The sequence below is a fragment of the Streptomyces yokosukanensis genome (assembly GCF_001514035.1).
In the GTDB taxonomy this organism is placed as follows: Bacteria; Actinomycetota; Actinomycetes; order Streptomycetales; family Streptomycetaceae; genus Streptomyces; species Streptomyces yokosukanensis.
In genome coordinates this window covers 309,183-325,462 of the sequence record NZ_KQ948207.1, presented here as the reverse complement: position 1 = coordinate 325,462, position 16,280 = coordinate 309,183, and the positions used below count along the sequence as shown (strand labels likewise).

General features: G+C 72.1%; 13 protein-coding genes and 1 pseudogene. 8 read left to right on the top strand and 6 right to left on the bottom strand.

Translation table 11 applies throughout. The annotated features are described in order from the left end of the window. Positions 1-403: 403 nt before the first annotated feature. The 7 genes from AQI95_RS04765 (at position 404) to AQI95_RS04735 (ending at position 8,516) form a co-directional block, all read left to right on the top strand. On the top strand, positions 404-1,582 hold the full coding sequence (locus AQI95_RS04765; protein ID WP_079071050.1) for an aromatic ring-hydroxylating oxygenase subunit alpha: 1,179 nt from the start codon (positions 404-406) through the stop codon (positions 1,580-1,582). A gap of 175 nt (positions 1,583-1,757) precedes the next feature. After that, positions 1,758-2,882 carry a polyamine ABC transporter substrate-binding protein gene (locus AQI95_RS04760; protein WP_244188624.1) on the top strand — a complete coding sequence of 375 codons (1,125 nt, stop codon included), beginning with the start codon at positions 1,758-1,760 and terminating at the stop codon, positions 2,880-2,882. Position 2,883: 1 nt separating this feature from the next. Next, entirely contained in the window at positions 2,884-3,777 is an 894-nt protein-coding gene (locus AQI95_RS04755; RefSeq protein ID WP_067117797.1) for an ABC transporter permease, read from the top strand. Then, positions 3,774-4,661, top strand: coding sequence for an ABC transporter permease (locus AQI95_RS04750; RefSeq protein WP_079071049.1), 888 nt, complete (start codon positions 3,774-3,776; stop codon positions 4,659-4,661). The genes AQI95_RS04755 and AQI95_RS04750 overlap by 4 nt, the downstream gene beginning before the upstream one ends. A 4-nt stretch (positions 4,662-4,665) precedes the next feature. Further along, positions 4,666-5,736, top strand: coding sequence for an ABC transporter ATP-binding protein (locus AQI95_RS04745; RefSeq protein ID WP_067117794.1), 1,071 nt, complete (start codon positions 4,666-4,668; stop codon positions 5,734-5,736). A 34-nt stretch (positions 5,737-5,770) separates the two neighbouring features. Beyond that, a complete protein-coding gene (locus tag AQI95_RS04740; protein WP_067117791.1) occupies positions 5,771-7,090 on the top strand; it encodes a flavin monoamine oxidase family protein in 1,320 nt (439 codons plus the stop codon). Then, entirely contained in the window at positions 7,083-8,516 is a 1,434-nt protein-coding gene (locus AQI95_RS04735; protein ID WP_067117788.1) for an aminobutyraldehyde dehydrogenase, read from the top strand. The genes AQI95_RS04740 and AQI95_RS04735 overlap by 8 nt, the downstream gene beginning before the upstream one ends. Before the next feature lie 28 nt (positions 8,517-8,544). Here AQI95_RS04735 and AQI95_RS04730 read toward each other — a convergent pair whose 3' ends face one another. Genes AQI95_RS04730 through AQI95_RS04710 form a run of 5 tightly spaced genes read right to left on the bottom strand, consistent with a single transcriptional unit; the run spans position 8,545 to position 14,729 of the window. Beyond that, on the bottom strand, positions 8,545-9,840 hold the full coding sequence (locus AQI95_RS04730; RefSeq protein WP_067117785.1) for an FAD-dependent oxidoreductase: 1,296 nt from the start codon (positions 9,838-9,840) through the stop codon (positions 8,545-8,547). A 57-nt stretch (positions 9,841-9,897) separates the two neighbouring features. Beyond that, on the bottom strand, positions 9,898-11,034 hold the full coding sequence (locus tag AQI95_RS04725; protein ID WP_067117782.1) for an XdhC family protein: 1,137 nt from the start codon (positions 11,032-11,034) through the stop codon (positions 9,898-9,900). Beyond that, positions 11,027-13,162 carry a xanthine dehydrogenase family protein molybdopterin-binding subunit gene (locus tag AQI95_RS04720; protein WP_067117779.1) on the bottom strand — a complete coding sequence of 712 codons (2,136 nt, stop codon included), beginning with the start codon at positions 13,160-13,162 and terminating at the stop codon, positions 11,027-11,029. The genes AQI95_RS04725 and AQI95_RS04720 overlap by 8 nt, the downstream gene beginning before the upstream one ends. Continuing rightward, entirely contained in the window at positions 13,159-14,151 is a 993-nt protein-coding gene (locus AQI95_RS04715) for an FAD binding domain-containing protein (RefSeq protein ID WP_067117776.1), read from the bottom strand. Before AQI95_RS04715 ends, AQI95_RS04720 begins: the two co-directional genes overlap by 4 nt. Then, positions 14,148-14,729 (bottom strand): (2Fe-2S)-binding protein, encoded by a 582-nt coding sequence (locus AQI95_RS04710; RefSeq protein ID WP_067118720.1) that lies wholly within the window; start codon positions 14,727-14,729, stop codon positions 14,148-14,150. Before AQI95_RS04710 ends, AQI95_RS04715 begins: the two co-directional genes overlap by 4 nt. Before the next feature lie 275 nt (positions 14,730-15,004). Between AQI95_RS04710 and AQI95_RS04705 the strand changes: the two genes are divergently transcribed. Then, complete coding sequence (locus AQI95_RS04705) at positions 15,005-15,583, top strand: TetR/AcrR family transcriptional regulator (protein WP_067117773.1); 579 nt, start codon at positions 15,005-15,007, stop codon at positions 15,581-15,583. Between the two features lie 50 nt (positions 15,584-15,633). Here the strand turns inward: AQI95_RS04705 and AQI95_RS48715 are convergent. Next, positions 15,634-16,118: pseudogene (locus tag AQI95_RS48715) on the bottom strand (potassium-transporting ATPase subunit KdpA). Positions 16,119-16,280: the final 162 nt, after the last annotated feature.

Here is a 16,280-nt window from a genome sequence, read left to right as displayed (position 1 = left end):
GGGGCTGCGGGCGGGAAGCGGGGCGGGGTGCCGGCCGCGGGCCGGGCACGGCGTGGACAGGGGGTGTCCGGAGCGGTGCGACGTGATCGGCCGGAGCCGTGCACCGCCCGGACCGGGGGTGTCCGGAACCGGACGCCCGGGTGGCGCGGATCGAGGTCCGCGGGCCGGCGGAAAGGCCACGACAGGGCTGGCGTGAGCCCTGGCCGTCTCTGGCCGTCCGCCTACCACAAGACTAACTAACTAATTAGTCAGGCCACAAGTCTTGACTTGCCACCGCTCACGCTCCACTCTGACTAATCAATCAGTCAGCCGGATCCCGGCAGGTCGGAAGGCCGTTTCTGCCCGGACGTCCCGGCGAAGCCTCACCGCCCATCGCCGCCGCCGCGGCGCGGAGGAGGACTCCATGCACCCCTCGACCACCACGCGGGCGGCCACCGCCTCCCCAGCCCCGTCCGAGCCGCCCCCCGGGCATCCCGGGGAGGCCCTGGCGGCCCGCTACTACACAGATCCGGCCATCGCCGAGGCAGAGATCGACCGCATCTTCGCCACGTCCTGGCAGCTCGTCTGCCATGAATCCGACCTGCCCGGTCCCGGTGCGCGCCTGACCGCCACCGCGGCGGGCCGCGAGGTGCTGGTGGTCCGGACCGAGGACGGCAGCCTCGCCGCCCATCTCAATGTCTGCCGACACCGTGGCACCCGCCTGGTGACGGAGCCGGAGCCGGCCGGCAAGGCGATCCGCTGCCCGTACCACGGCTGGACCTACAAACTCGACGGACGTCTCGTCGGCGCCCCCGAGGCACGCCGGATCCCCTGCCTGGACAAACCCCGCCTCGGGCTGCACCCGGTCAATGTGGAGTCCTTCCTGGGCTTCGTCTTCGTCAACCTCGACCTGGAGGCGACCCCGCTCGCCGAGAGCTGCGCCGGGCTCGCCGAGGCCGTCGGCCGCTACGCCGGAGCAGGCCTCGTCCCCGTCGGCAGGCACCGCATCCACGACCTGGCGGGCGGCGAGGAGCAGAACGCCAACTGGAAGGTGATCGTCGACAACTACCTGGAGGGCTACCACGTCCCCGTGGCCCACCCGGCGCTGATGCGACTGCTGGACTACCAGGCGTACACGGTGGACGTGCAGGAGAACTACGTCCTGTTCGAGTCCCCGCTGCGTGACAAGCCCTCCTCGAACTGGACCGAGCGGCTCTACCAGCGCCTCGCGACCCCGATGCCGGGACTGACCGAGGCCGACCGGCGGGTGTGGCGGTACGCCGTGATCTATCCGAACACGCTCATCGACTTCTACCCTGACCACGTGCTCGCGTGGACCGCCCTGCCCACCGCCCAGGACCGGGCGGCGATCCCCGGCGCCTTCTACACGAAGCACGGGGAGAGCGTCCGCACCCGGCTGGCCCGCCGGCTGAACATCCACATCGGCTGGGTCACCAATGACGAGGACGCCGAGCTGGTGGAGCGTGTGCAGGCCGGCCTGGCCACGCCCGGTTTCGAGCCGGGCCCCCTCTCCCAGCGCGAGGCCGCGGTCGGCTGGTTCGCCCGCCGGGTCCGGGACGACCTGGCGGGGGACGCACCATGACGTCCTCCCGCGCCCCGCGCACCGTGAGCCTCCGGACGGGGTTACCCCTCCCCCGCTGACGCACGCCCGCACCCTCCCCAGACCGGTCTTCCCCACGGAGTCAGGGCCCGTGGTGAGCCGACCAGCCGGTCCAGCCCTGGAGTTGTGCCGTTCCTCGACGGAAAGAGGACGTTCCGTGTCTCCCGAGGTACCCCCGCCCACCCGACGGACCGTGCTGCGGGCGAGCGCCTGCGGCCTGCTGGGCGCCGCGGTCGGCGGCTGCGGGTTCATGCCCGCCAAGACGCCCGACGCCCAGGAACTCGCCCCGGTCAAGGCGCGTGTCGACGGCGATCTCGTCTACTTCAACTGGGCCGACTACGTCGACCCGTCCGTGTTCAAGGGCTTCGAGAAGGAGTACGGCGTCCAGGTCGTCCAGTCGAACTTCGACTCGATGGAAGGCATGGTCGCCAAGCTCAACGCGGGCAACCGCTACGACGTCGTCTTCCCCTCCGCCAAGTGGGCCCAGCGCCTGGTCCGCGGCGGCCGGCTGCGCCGCATCGACCACACCCAGCTCACCAACGCGCACGCCGTCTTCGGCACGTACACCTACTTCGCCGACCCCTGGTACGACCCGGGCTCCGCCCACACCGTCCCCTTCACCGCGTACAAGACCGGCATCGGATGGCGCCGCGACCGGATCGGCGAACTCACCGGATCCTGGCGCGACCTGTGGAGCGACGAGGCGCGCGGCAAGGTCTTTCTCCTGGACGACCGCGACGAGGTCCTCGGCATGGGCGCGTTGGAGCTCGGCCTGAACGTCAGCACCGGGAACACCGGTGACCTCGACCGCGTCACGTCGCTGCTGGACACCCTGCGCCCACGGCTGCGCGGCTTCTCCAGCGACAGCTACAACAACCTCCTCAACGGCAACGCGGTCATGACCCAGGCGTGGAGCGGGGACATGGCCGTCATGCTCAACCAGGCCAAGGACCCCTCGGTGTTCGGCTTCGAGGCCCCCAAGGAGGGCACGCCGATCAACTCCGACTGCTACGCCATCCCCTGGAACGCCCCTCATCCCGGCACCGCGATGCTGTTCATCGACTACATGCTGCGGCCGGAGAACGTGAAGAAGAACATCGAGTACATCGGCTACCCGATGCCGGTGGCGGGCACCGAGAAGACGTACGCCGAGCTGGTCAAGCCCTTCCCCGCGTGCCTCGTCACCGAGGACGACCTCAAGGCCGACCTGTTCTTCCGCAACGGCGGCCGCGCGGCGGAGGACGCCCGCGACACCGCCTGGACCCATGTGAAGGCGGGCTGACATGGCACTGCTCCGCCCCTCCTCACGCACCCGGCGGCGCGGCGCCGACGGCGACCGCATCTGGACCTGGCTCATGCTGCCGGGCACCCTGTGGATGACCGGCTTCCTGATCGCCTCACTGGCGCTGGTGGCCGTACTGGCGGTCGGCACCACCGACGACCTCGGCAATCCCCGCTTCGGCTTCGACCTGTCCGGCGTCCGCGCCCTCGCCGACCCCGCCTACACCGAGGTCCTGGCCCGCTCCCTCGGCTACGCCGTGCTGACCTGCGCGATCTGCCTGCTGATCGCCTACCCGGTGGCGTACACCATCGCCCTGCACGGCGGACGGTACAAGCACGCGCTCATCGCGGCGATCGTGGTGCCGTTCTTCGCCAACTACCTGGTCCGCATGTACGGCTGGTCGGTCGTCCTCTCCGACGACGGACCGGTGCTGCGCGCGCTGCGCGCGGTCGGGCTGGCCGACGGGAACACGAAGATCCTCAACACTGGCGTCGGCGTGGTCGCCGGGCTCGTCTACGGTTTCGTCGTCTTCATGATCATCCCGCTGTACGCGGCCTTGGAACGCCTCGACGTCTCCCTCATCGAGGCCGGGCGCGACCTGTACGGCGGTCCCGTGCGCACCTTCTTCTTCGTCACCCTGCCCGCCACCCGGCAGGGGGCGGCGGCCGGACTGGTCCTGGTCTTCCTGCCCGCGATGGGCGACTTCGTCAGCGCACAACTCATGGGAGGGCCCGACCAGATCATGATCGGCAATCTGATCCAGGACAAGTTCTTCCAGGGCCAGAACTGGCCGCTCGGCTCCGCGCTCACGATGCTGCTGATGCTCGTCCTGCTGATCGGCATGTTCGGCTATCTGCGGCGCACCCGCAAGGACGAGGCGGAGGCCCGCCGATGACCCTGCTCGAGCCGCCCTCCACCACCGCCCCTTCCCGTCCGGCCGTCCGGGCCCGCAACCGGCGCGGCCGCGGACGCGCCGACCGCAAGCCCCGCGTCCTCATCGCCGTCACCGCGCTCTTCTTCGCGCTGCTGTACCTGCCGATCGCCGTCGTGGCCCTGTTCTCGTTCAACTCCAAGAAGTCCCTGACCGTCTTCGGCGGGTTCAGCCTGCGCTGGTACCGCGCCTTCGTCCACGACGACGTGCTGCTCTCCTCCCTGGGGACCAGTCTGCGCATCTCCCTGGTGGCGATGGCCGGTTCGGTCGTCCTCGGGGTGGCGCTCGCCCTCGGCCTGGTCCGCTGCCGCACCCGGCTGGGCTCGCTGGCCGGCCTGGTCATGCTGGTGCCGCTGATCACGCCGGAGATCGTGACCGGCGTCGCGTCGATGCTGCTCTTCAAGGGGCTGGGGGTGGACCTGTCCACGGGTACGGTGATGCTCGCCGAGATCACCTTCTCGATCTCCTACGTCACCGTCATCCTCCGCTCCCGGGTCGCCGCGCTGAATCCGGAGGTGGAGGAGGCCGCGCTGGACCTCGGCGCCACCCGCTGGCAGGCGGTCCGCCTGGTGACCCTGCCGGCCCTGCTGCCCGCCGTGCTCGCCTCCGCCGTACTGATCTTCGCGCTCGTCTTCGACGACTTCGTCCTCGCCTACTTCACCACCGGCGTCGACCCCCAACCGCTGTCGGTGCGGATCTACTCCGCGATCCGCTTCGGGGTGCAGCCCACCATCAACGCCGTCGGCACGCTGATGCTCGCGGGATCCGTCTGCCTGATCGCGCTGGCCCTGTTCATCCCGCGCCTCTTCGGCCGCCGCGGCGGCCTCGACATCCTCTCCGGAGAGTGACCCCATGGACGCGACCCCGGCCGTCCGGCTCGACGGCGTCTCCAAGCAGTTCGCGGACTCCTACGCCGTGCACCGGCTCGACCTCGACATCGAGGCCGGCCAGTTCTTCTCCCTGCTGGGCCCCTCCGGCTGCGGCAAGACGACCACACTGCGCATGATCGGCGGATTCAGCGACCCCACCGAGGGCTCGGTGCAGCTCGCCGGTGAGGACGTGACCGCGCTGCCGCCGAACCGGCGCAACGTCAACACCGTCTTCCAGAGCTACGCGTTGTTCGACCACCTGAGCATCGCCGACAACGTGGCCTTCGGCCTCAAGCGCAACGGGGTCGCCAAGGCCGAGATCCGGCAGCGGGTCGGCGAGATGCTGGAGCTGGTCCAGCTCTCCGGTCTCGCCGACCGGGGGCCCCGTACCCTCTCCGGCGGCCAGCGCCAGCGTGTCGCGCTCGCCCGTGCACTGGTCAACCGTCCTGCCGTGCTGCTCCTGGACGAGCCACTGGCCGCCCTCGACCTCAAGCTGCGCCGACAGATGCAGGTGGAGTTGAAGCAGATCCAGCGTGAGGTCGGCATCACCTTCGTCTTCGTCACCCATGACCAGGACGAGGCGCTGACGATGTCGGACCGGATCGCCGTGATGAGCGAGGGCCGCATCGAGCAGTGCGGCACCCCCGAGGACGTCTACGAGCATCCCGCGAGCCGGTTCGTCGCCTCGTTCATGGGCACGTCCAACCTGATGAGCGGCACCTACCGGGGCGGTGCGGTCGCCCTGGAGGGCGGTCCCGCCCTGCCGGTCGGCGCCCGGACCGGCATCGCCGACGGCACCTCGGTCAGCGTCTCCGTACGCCCGGAGAAGATCTGGCTGTCCGACTTCGAACCGGGCATGTCGGTGCTGTCCGGGGTGATCCGCGAGACGGTCTACAGCGGCCCGACCACGACCTACCTCATCGAACTCGCCCCGGGCGTCACGCTGTCCGTGCTGGAGCAGAACACGGCCCGCGCGCGCATGGAGGACCGCTGGAGCGGCGGCGAGACGGTGGAGTTCGGCTGGCGGCCCGAGCACTGCCTGGTCCTGGCCTGAGTCCCGGATTCCGCACCCGACGAAAGCGAAGCTGATGCATCACGATGTGATCGTGCTCGGCGCGGGCCTCGCCGGTCTCGCCGCGGCCCGGGACCTGGCCACCGCCGGTACCGACGTACTCGTCCTGGAGGCCCGCGACCGCGTCGGCGGCCGGGTCGAGCAGACCCGTACACCCGACGGACGTACCGTCCAGCTGGGCGGCGAGGTGGTCGGCCTGGCCCACACCGCCTACCTTCGACTGGCCGGGGAACTCGGCCTGGAGCTGGTACCCAGCTATGTCGCCGAACCCGGCCGGATCACCCGCCGCACCCGCGAGGGGCTCTCGGCCGGCGACCCGCCGCACTGGTTCGGCCCCGGCGACCCGGCCCGGCACGAGCGGCTCGGCAGGCAGTTCGGTGAACTCGCCGCCACGGTCGACCCCGACGACCCCTGGTCGCATCCGGAGGCGACCGCCCTGGACCGGCTGTCCGTGGCCGACTGGCTGCGCTCCCAAGACGCCTCACCCGCCGTGGTACGGCTGTGGGACCTGGGCCAACTCGCCCTGGCGGGGGGATCGTACGAACGCATCTCGCTCCTGGCCGCGCTGCGCAAGAGCGCGGCGGTCCCCGGCCTCGGCGACTACGACTACGACTACGACGACTGGGAGGGCCTGCGGCTGGCGGCGGGGTCGGCCACCCTCGCCGAGACCATGGGCCGCGAGCTGGAACCGCGCATCCGCCTCGGCTCGCCCGTCGCCGCGCTGGACGTACGCCCCGGCCACTGCACCGTGCGCCTGGCCTGCGGCGAGATCCTCACCGCGGCCGCCGTCGTGAGCGCCCTGCCGGTGGGGCCGCTGCGCTCGGTCGCCGTCACCGGGGTGAGCGACGCCCGCCTGGGCTCGCTGCACCGCCAACGGCAGGCCACGGCCGCGAAGTTCGCCGCCGTGTACGAGCGTCCCTTCTGGCGCGCCGCCGGCCTGAGCGGCCTGTCCGAGGCCGAAGGGGTCCTGGGCAGCACCTGGCCGCAGAACGAGGGCGTGCTGTCGGCGCTGATCCCGCCCGAGCGCTACGGCGCCCTGCTGGGTACCCCGCCTCATCGGCGCACCCCCGAACTGCTCGCCGAGATGGCCGCCCTGTTCGGTGACGAGGCACTGCGGCCGTCCTCCTGTCACCTGCGGCTGTGGGGCACCGACCCGTGGACCCAGGGCTACATCACCCAGTGGCCGCCGGGCGAGGTGATGGCGGTCGGCCCGCTGCACGGCACCCACGAACCACCGTTCTACGTCTGCGGTTCCGACCAGTGGGTCGCCGGATACATGGAGGGCGCCGTCCGCACCGGCCGTGCCGCCGCCGAGGAGGCGCTGCGCCGTGGCTGACCGCACCGATCTCACGACCGTCCTCAACCACATCGACGGCAAGGAGGTGCCGGCCGCCTCCGGGGCGACCCTGTCCTTGACCGATCCCGCCACCGGGCTTCCGCACGGCACGGCACCGCTCTGCGGCCCGACGGACGTGGACGCCGCCTGCCGGGCGGCGCAGCGGGCCCTTCCCCGCTGGTCGGCGACCACGCCGTCGGCACGGCAGGGCGTGCTGCTGCGCATCGCCGACGCCCTGGAACGGGAGGCGACCGCCGTGGCCGACGCGGAGGTGGGCGACACGGGCAAGCCGCGGGCCCTCTTCGTCGGGGACGAACTGCCCGCGGTCGTGGACGTGTTGCGGTACTTCGCCGGAGCCGCGCGGAATCTGCCGGGCGCCGCGGCCGCCGAGTACACCCCGGGCCGCACCTCGGTGCTGCGACGCGAGCCGGTCGGCGTCTGCGCCCAGATCACTCCGTGGAACTACCCGCTGATGATGGCCGTCTGGAAGGTCGCCCCCGCGCTGGCGGCCGGCAACACGGTCGTCCTGAAGCCGTCCGAGACCACCCCCACCTCCGCCGTGCTGCTCGCCCGGCTGGCCGCCGAGCACCTGCCGCCCGGGGTGCTCAACGTCGTGTGCGGCGACCGCGGCACCGGACGTCTGCTCGTCGCGCACCCCGAGGTCCGGCTGGTCGCCGTCACCGGCAGCGTCCGCGCCGGTCAGGAGATCGCGGCCGCCGCTGCGGCCGACCTCAAACGGCTGCACCTGGAACTCGGCGGCAACGCACCGGTCCTGGTCCACGAGGACGCCGATCTCGACGACGCGGTCGAGCAGTTGTCGTCGCTGGCCTTCTACAACGCGGGGCAGGACTGTACGGCGGCCGGCAGGATCCTGGTCCATCACCGGATCCACGACGCGTTCCTGGACGCCTTCGCGCGCCGGGCCGCCCAGCGCGTGCCGGGCGGCCCCGACGACGAGGGCGCCGCCTTCGGCCCGCTCGCGGGCGCCGCCCAGCTCGCGGCCGTGCGGGGACTCGTGGAGCGCCTGCCGCCCCATGCCGAGGTCGTCACCGGGGGCCGGGCCCTGGACCGGCCCGGCTACTTCCACCGGGCCACGGTGGTGGCCGGGGTCCGGCAGGAGGACGAGATCGTACAGAGCGAGGTGTTCGGCCCGGTCGTCACCGTGCAGCCCTTCACCGACGAGGCCGAGGCCTTCCGCATGGCGAACGCGGTTCCGCAGGGGCTGGCCGCCGGTGTCTGGACCCGCGACCACGACCGCGCCATGCGGGCGAGCCGGGCGCTGCACACCGGCATCGTCTGGGTCAACACGCACGGCACGACCGTCTCGGAGATGCCGCACGGCGGCGTACGGCACTCCGGCTGGGGCAGCGACCTCTCCCTCACCGGCCTGCTGGACTACACACAGGTCAAGCACGTCATGCTGTGACGTCCACCGGACTTCGACCAGGACGGGCTCAAGGCAGCCGTCCGCCCTGAACGCCCACGCCGGGCCGCGTCGTCGGACTCGTCTCGGGCCGCTGCCGTACGGCCGAGACGGGCGGGCGCTCCCGGAGGGCGCCGTAGCCGATGAAGTACGCGGGGAGCCGGCGGATCCAGCGCGACTCGGCGAGCAGACGCGCCACGCGCCGGGCCCGCGTGGCGCTGCCGAACGGTGGCCGGCCCTGGAGGACAGGAGCGATGAAGCGGGCGTGGGCCATCCGCTGGAGGGTCTGGGTGGCGACCGTGGTGGGAAGACGGCGGCGCTGCAGTCGGCGTACGTCGCGCGTCCTCACGGTGCCCCGGCGCAGGGGCTCGGTGAGATACCGGGCGGCGGCGACGGCGTCCTGCACCGCGAGGTTGATCCCGATGCCGAAGACCGGGGACATCGCGTGCGCGGCGTCGCCGATGCACAGCAGCCCGGGGCGGTGCCAGCGGCGCAACCGGTCCAGGCGTACGTCGAGCAGCTTGACGTCGTCCCACGAGGCCAGGGCGTGCACTCGGTCGGCCATCCAGGGGACGGCTGCGGCGAACTGGGCCTGGAAGCGGTCGAGGCCGGCGGCGCGGCGCTGGGCGTCGGTGCCCTTGGGGACGAGCCCGGCGCACTGCCAGTACTCGCCGCGGTCGATCAGAGCCGCCAGAAAGCGCTCACCGGCGGCGCCGACGAGTCCTTGCGGGTCGCCTTCGCGGCGCGGCAGCCGGAACCACCACGCGTCCATCGGGCAGGTGAACTGGCGCGGGCGCAGTTCCGGCCGGGAGCGGGCCAGTGAGCCGCGCCCGTCGCAGGCGACGGTGAGGAGGGCGCGCAGCTCGCCGGTGCGGCCGTCGCGGGTGCGGTAGCGCACTCCCGTGACGCGTCCGGATTCCTCCAGGAAAGAGGTGGCCTCCGTGTTCATCCGCAGGTGGAAGGTCGGCTCGCGGCCGGCCTCGTCGGCGAGCAGGTCCAGCAGGTCCCACTGCGGCACCATCGCCACGTAGTTGTAGGGGCCGGGCAGCACCGAGAGGTCTCCGACCGTGACGTACGAGCGGCCGGATCCGACCGGCAGCTGCACGGTGCGGACCCGGCGCTGCGGCAGTCGGGCGAAGCGCTCGGCCAGACCCAGTTCGTCGAGCAGCGCCAGGGTGGAGGGGTGGACGGTGTCGCCGCGGAAGTCGCGCAGGAAGTCTCCGTGCTTCTCCAGCACCGTCACGTCGACGCCGGACCGGGCGAGCAGCAGGGCGAACACCATGCCCGCGGGGCCGCCGCCGACGACGCAGCACGTGGTCTGTTCCATGGCAGTCCTGCCCTTCACGAGAGCAGTAATTCATCGGTCGATGAATATCCTACTCCTTCAGGCGGCCGCCGGCCTCCCTTGCGGTGCGCCGTCGCGGTGGATCGGTGTGTTCGACCCGGTCAGCGGGGCTCCCGTGCCACCGCGCCGGACGGCGACGATCTCCGCGACGATCGACAGGGCGGTCTCCTCCGGGGTCCGGGCGCCGAGGTCCAGTCCGATCGGGGAGCGCAGCCGGGCCAGTTCCGCCTCGGCCAGTCCTTCCGACCGCAGTCGGCGCTCGCGGTCCTCGTGGGTGCGGCGCGAGCCCATCGCGCCGATGAACGCCGCCGGCATGCGCAGCGCCGCCTTCAGCAGGGGTATGTCGAACTTCGCGTCGTGGGTGAGCACGCACAGGACCGTCCGGGCGTCGGTCCCGGTGCGCCGCAGATGGCGATGCGGCCAGTCGACGACGATCTCGTCGGCGTCGGGGAAGCGCTCCCGGGTGGCGAACACCGGGCGGGCGTCGCAGACCGTCACGTGGTAGCCGAGGAACTTCCCGGCCCGCGCCAGGGCCGCCGCGAAGTCGACGGCGCCGAAGACGATCATCCGAGGGGGCGGCACGTTCGACTCGATCAGCAGGGTGAGACCGCCGGGGCAGTGCGAACCGTCCGCCGAGAGGTCCACCGCGCCGGTACGGCCCGCCTCCAGCAGGGCCCGAGCCTCGGCCGCCGCCGTACGGTCGAGCTCCGGATGGCCGCCGAGCGTGCCTTCGTGCGGGCCGTCCGGCCGGACCAGCAGGGCGCGCCCGAGGAGTTCGGCCGGGCCGCGCGCGACCCGGACGAGGGCCGCCGGCTCGTCCCGGACGGCGGCCGTGAGCGCCGACGCCAGGAGCGCCGTGGCCTGCGCGGCCACGGGCGTGATCAGCACCTCGATCGTCCCGCCGCAGGTCAGGCCCACGGCGAAGGCGTCCTCGTCGCTGTAGCCGAACCGTTCGACGACGCTCTCCCCGGTCCGCAGCGCCTCCAGGCACAACTCGTACACCGCGCCCTCCACACAACCACCGGAGACGGAGCCGATGACGGTGCCCGAGCTGTCGACGGCGAGGGCGGCGCCGGGGCCGCGCGGCGCGCTGCCGCCGACCGCCAGCACGGTCGCGACGGCGAAGTCCCGGCCCTCCTCGATCCAGCGGTGCAGTTCCTCGGCCAGGTCAAGCATCCGGTGCTCCCGCACGGGCCGACAGGACCCGGTCCGGTCGGATGGGCAGGTTGCGGTGACGTACGCCGGTGGCGTGCCAGACCGCGTTGGCGATGGCGGCCGCGGCGCCGACGATGCCGATCTCGCCGATGCCCTTGATGCCGACCGGGTCGTCGGGGTCGGTGTCCTCGATCCAGTCGGCCTCGATGCGGGGTACGTCCGCGTGCGTCGCCACGTGGTAGCCCGCGAGGTCGGCGCCGACGGGGCCGCCCGAGGCGCGGTCCCGGACCGCCTCCTCGTGCAGGGCCATGGAGATGCCCCAGATCATGCCGCCCAGGAACTGGCCCCGCGCGGTGAGCGGGTTGACGATCCGGCCCGCCGCGAAGATGCCCAGCATGCGCCGTACCCGCACCTCGCCGGTGGTGACGTCGACGGCGACCTCGGCGAACTGTGCGCCGAAGGAGTGCCGTTCGGCGGGGGTGAGGGCGCCGACGGCCGCGGCGGTGTCGGACCGTACGGTGATCCCCTCGGGCGGGATGTCAGTGCCGAGGGCCAGCCGCTCCAGCAGCTCGCCGCCCGCGGCCTGGACGGCCCAGGACCAGGAGCGGGTGCCCATGGAACCGCCGGCGAGCATCGCCGGTCCGAAGTCGCTGTCGCCGATGCGCACATGGACGCGCTCCGGCGGCACCTGGAGTGCGTCCGCGGCTACCAGGGTCAGTGCGGTACGGGCTCCGGTGCCGATGTCGGCGGCGGAGATCCGGACGGTGAAGGTGCCGTCCGGGTGCGCGGTCGCGGTCGCGGTGGAGGGGGCGGCGCCGGACGGGAAGGAGGCCGCCGCCGTGCCCGTACCGAGCAGCCAGCGGCCGTCCCGGCGCACCGCGGGGCGTGGGTCGCGGTCCGCCCAGCCGAACCTGCGGGCGCCCTCCCGGAAGCAGGCGGCCAGATTGCGGCCCGAGAACGGCAGGCCGGAGACCGGGCCCTTGTCGGGTTCGTTGCGCAGGCGCAGTTCGATCGGGTCGATCCCGCACTTCTCGGCGAGTTCGTCGACCGCGGCCTCCAGCGCGAACGACCCCGGCGCCTCGCCCGGGGCGCGCATGAACGTCGGGGTCGGCACATCAAGCCGGACGACGCGGTTGGCGGTGTGGTGGGCACCGGCGTCGTACATCACCCGGGCCACCCCGGCGCTCGGTTCGACGAACTCGTGCACCGTGGAGGTGGCGCTGAGCGAGCGGTGCTCCAGTGCGCGCAGCCGTCCGTCGGCGTCCGCGCCGAGCCGGACGCGCTGGGTGGTGGGGCTGCGGTAGCCGATCAGCGAGAACATCTGGCGCCGGGTCAGGACCACGCGTACCGGCCGCTGCAGCACCGTCGCGGCCATCACGGCGGCCACCTGGTGGGCGCGCACGCCCTTGCTGCCGAAGCCGCCGCCGACATGTTCGGAGCGGACGCGGACGGACGCCGGGTCGAGCGAGAAGAGCTTCGCCAGATCGCCGAGGACCCAGGTGGCACCCTGGTTGGAGTCGATCAGCTCCAGCCGGCCGCCGTCCCAGTGGGCGGTCGCCGCGTGCGGCTCCATCGGGTTGTGGTGCTCTTCGGGGGTGGTGTACTCGGCGTCCACGACGACGGCCGAGGCGGCCAGCGCGGCTTCCAGGTCGCCCTTCCCGGTCACCGCGGGCATGATGGCGTCCACGGGGTAGGCGTCCGGGTGATCGCCGCGGAACTCGACGTCGTGGGGCTCCTGTTCGTAGTGCACCACGAGCGATTCGGCCGCCTCCCTCGCCTGCTCGGAGGTCTCGGCGACGACCAGCGCCACCGGCCAGCCGAGGTGCGGCACCCGGTCGTGCTGGAAGACGGCGCAGGTCGGATCCGGCTTCCCCAGGAAGCCGACGTAGTCGGTCTCGACCCGTGGGGCGTTGCGGTGGTCCAGGACGGCGAGGACGCCCGGCATGGCGAGTACGGCGTCCGTGTCGAGGGCGCGGATCCGGCCGCGGGCGATCGTGGAGAGCACCAGCCAGCCGTGTGCGAGGTCGGTGAAGGGCACCTCCGCGGCGTACTGGGCCGCTCCGGTGACCTTGTCCCGCCCCTCGATGCGGGTGTGCGCGGTGCCGACGGAGGCCGGCCGTACGGGGATTCCGGTGGTGGCGGTCGTCATCGTGCGGCCTCCTCGGCGAGTTCGGTCAGGACGGCCACCACGAGGTTGCGCACGAGGTCCACCTTGTAGCCGTTGTGCGGCAGCGGTCGCGCCGCGGCCAGCTCGGCGTCCGCCGCGGCGACGTAGGTCTCGGCGTCGGCCGGCGCGCCGATCAGCACGCGTTCGGCCGCGGCGGCCCGCCAGGGGCGGGAGGCGACGGCGCCGAGGGCCAGCCGCGCGTCCCGGACGACACCGTCCTGGACGTCGAGCGCGGCGGCGAGGGAGCCGATGGCGAACGCGTACGAGGCGCGCTCGCGGATCTTGCGGTAGCGGGAGTGGGCGGCGACGGGGGCGGGCGGCAGGGTGATACCGGTGATCAGCGCACCCGCCGGCAGGACTGTCTCGCGGTGCGGGGTGTCCCCGACGGGCAGGTAGAAGTCCGCGAGGGGCACCTCCCCCGGCCCGTCCGCCGTGGCGAAGTGGACGACGGCGTCGAAGGCGGCGAGGGCGACGGCCATGTCCGAGGGGTGCACGGCCACGCAGTGGCCGGAGGCGCCCAGGATGGCGTGATTGTGGTGTTCGCCCTCGATGGCGGGGCAGCCGGTGCCGGGCACCCGCTTGTTGCAGGGCTGGGTGACATCGGTGAAGTAGCCGCAGCGGGTGCGCTGCAGCAGGTTTCCGCCGACCGTGGCCATGTTGCGCAGCTGCCCGGACGCGCCGGCCAGCACGGCCTGTGCGAGTGCCGGGAAGCGGCGCCGGACCTCGGGATGGGCGGCCAGGTCGCCGTTGGTGACGGTGGCACCGATGCGCAGGCTTCCGTCGGGCGCCGACTGGATCTCGTCGAGCGGGAGTTCACGGATGTCGACGAGCCGGGCGGGGCGCTCGACACCGGATTTCATCAGGTCGACGAGGTTGGTGCCGCCGCCGAGGAAGCGGGTGTCCGGATCGGCGCCGAGCAGGGCGACGGCACCGGCGACGTCGAAGGCCCGCTGATACTCGAACTCCCTCATGCCGCTGCCCCCTTCGCACCCGCGACGGAGCTGACGGTCTCGTCGTCCACACAGACTTCCGCCGCGCGGGCCACCGCCTCGACGATCGAGACGTAGGCGCCGCAGCGACACAGATTGCCGCTCATCCGCTCCCGGATCTCCTCGACGGTCAGGGCCGGGGGGCCCGCCTCGGGGCGGACGTCCTCGGTGACGGCGCTCGGCCAGCCCGCCGCGTGCTCCTCGATCATGCCGATCGCCGAGCAGATCTGACCCGGCGTGCAGTAGCCGCACTGGAAACCGTCCAGATCGAGGAAGGCCTGCTGCACGGGATGCAACCGGTCACCGTCGGCCACACCTTCGATGGTGGTGATCTCGCGACCCTCGGCCGCCACGGCCAGCTGCAGACAGGACACGGCCCGCCGCCCATCCAACAGGACCGTGCAGGCCCCACATTGTCCCTGGTCACAGCCCTTCTTGGTGCCGGTGAGGGCGAGCCGCTCACGCAGGGCGTCGAGCAAGGTGGTGCGGTGATCGACGGGCAGTGTGTACTTCTCGCCGTTGATCTTCAAAGTGATGACACTGGACGCCGATGAGGCCATGAGGAGCTTCTTTCGCATTTCCAGGACAGACGGGAAGGGTCCGGCAAACCCGGGTGGCGGGCCGCGCGGGGAGTGCGTCGTGCGGGTCTGTGCCGCGTTGTGAAGCGCATGGACGAGGTGACGAGACCGAAAAGTTGCAGCTACCGGACTGCCGTAGGGTCGCGTCCACAGCTATCGTGAACATAACCGGACAGCTGTCCGCTACATGAAAACTTAACGGACAGCTGTCCGGTTAGCAAGGGCGAGGTTCGGTCACGAACTCTCGAGGAGGACGAGTGCCGCAGCAGCAGGGCTCACCACGGCGCTCGGACGCGCAGCGCAACCGCGAGCGCATCCTGGAAGTGGCGCTCGCCGAACTGTCGCACTGCGCGGACGCGCCGCTGAGCGTGATAGCCAAGAAGGCCGGCGTCGGGCAGGGCACGTTCTACCGCAACTTCCCCAACCGCGAGTCACTCGTGCTGGAGATCTACCGCCACGAGATGCAGCAGGTCGCCGAGAGCGCGACCCATCTGCTGCGGACCAGGGCACCCGACGAGGCCCTGCGCGCCTGGATGGACCGGCTCGCCGAGTTCGCCATGGCGAAGGCTGGACTGGCCGACGCGATCCGGCAGGTCACCGGCGCACCGGGCGGCCCGGCGAAGCCGCCCCACACGCCGGTGACGGCAGCGGCGGAACTCCTCCTGCGCGCCAACGAGGAGGCCGGCACCATCCGGCCAGGAGTCACCGCGGACGACTTCCTGCTCGCCATAGCGGGCCTGTGGCAGCTCGACCCCGACGACGACTGGCGCACACGCGCCACCCGCCTCCTCGACCTGCTCATGGACGGCCTGCGCACGGGGGCACCAGGCACCTGAGCACCGCGCCGACACGCACCGGCAGGCAGAGGGCGGCGGGCAGACGGCCCCTACGACAGTCCCTCCGCCAGCGGGCCCAGGGACAGGGCCCGCGGGAAGTTGAGCAGCGCCAGGATCAGCGCGGCTCCGGTGGCCGGTGCGACGAAATTGACACCACGGGCCTGGAGGGTGCCGACGGTGACCACGCCCGGCTGCTGCCGGGCGAGCCGGTCGGCGAGGGCCAGCAGGAACACCGTGGGGACATAGCGGCCGATGAGCATCGCCGCCGTCATCAGCAGCTCGTGGAAGTCGGTGGCGCCGTTGAAGCCCGCCATCGCGCTTCCGTTGCTGTTGACGTCGCAGGTGTAGACGTACACCAGCTCGGTCAGCCGTGCGGACCGGGATTGCCCATGGAGGACCGGCCGTCGTCCAGGGCGATGGCCAGTGCCGAGCAGCCGAGAATCGCCGTGGGCGCGACCAGCGCGTACAGGACGACGTGGCGCATCTCCGGGAACCCGATCCGCTTGCGCAGGTACTCGGGGGTGCGGCCGACCATCAGACCGCCGACGAACACGGCGATCATCACCGCGATGATCAGGCCCTACAGGCCGCCGCCGGTGCCACCGGTGGCGATCTCGCCGAGCATCATCGCCGACATCAGCACCCCGCCGCCGAGGCTGGAGAAGCTTGAGGGTGGCTCGACAGGCTCGCGGCGTGG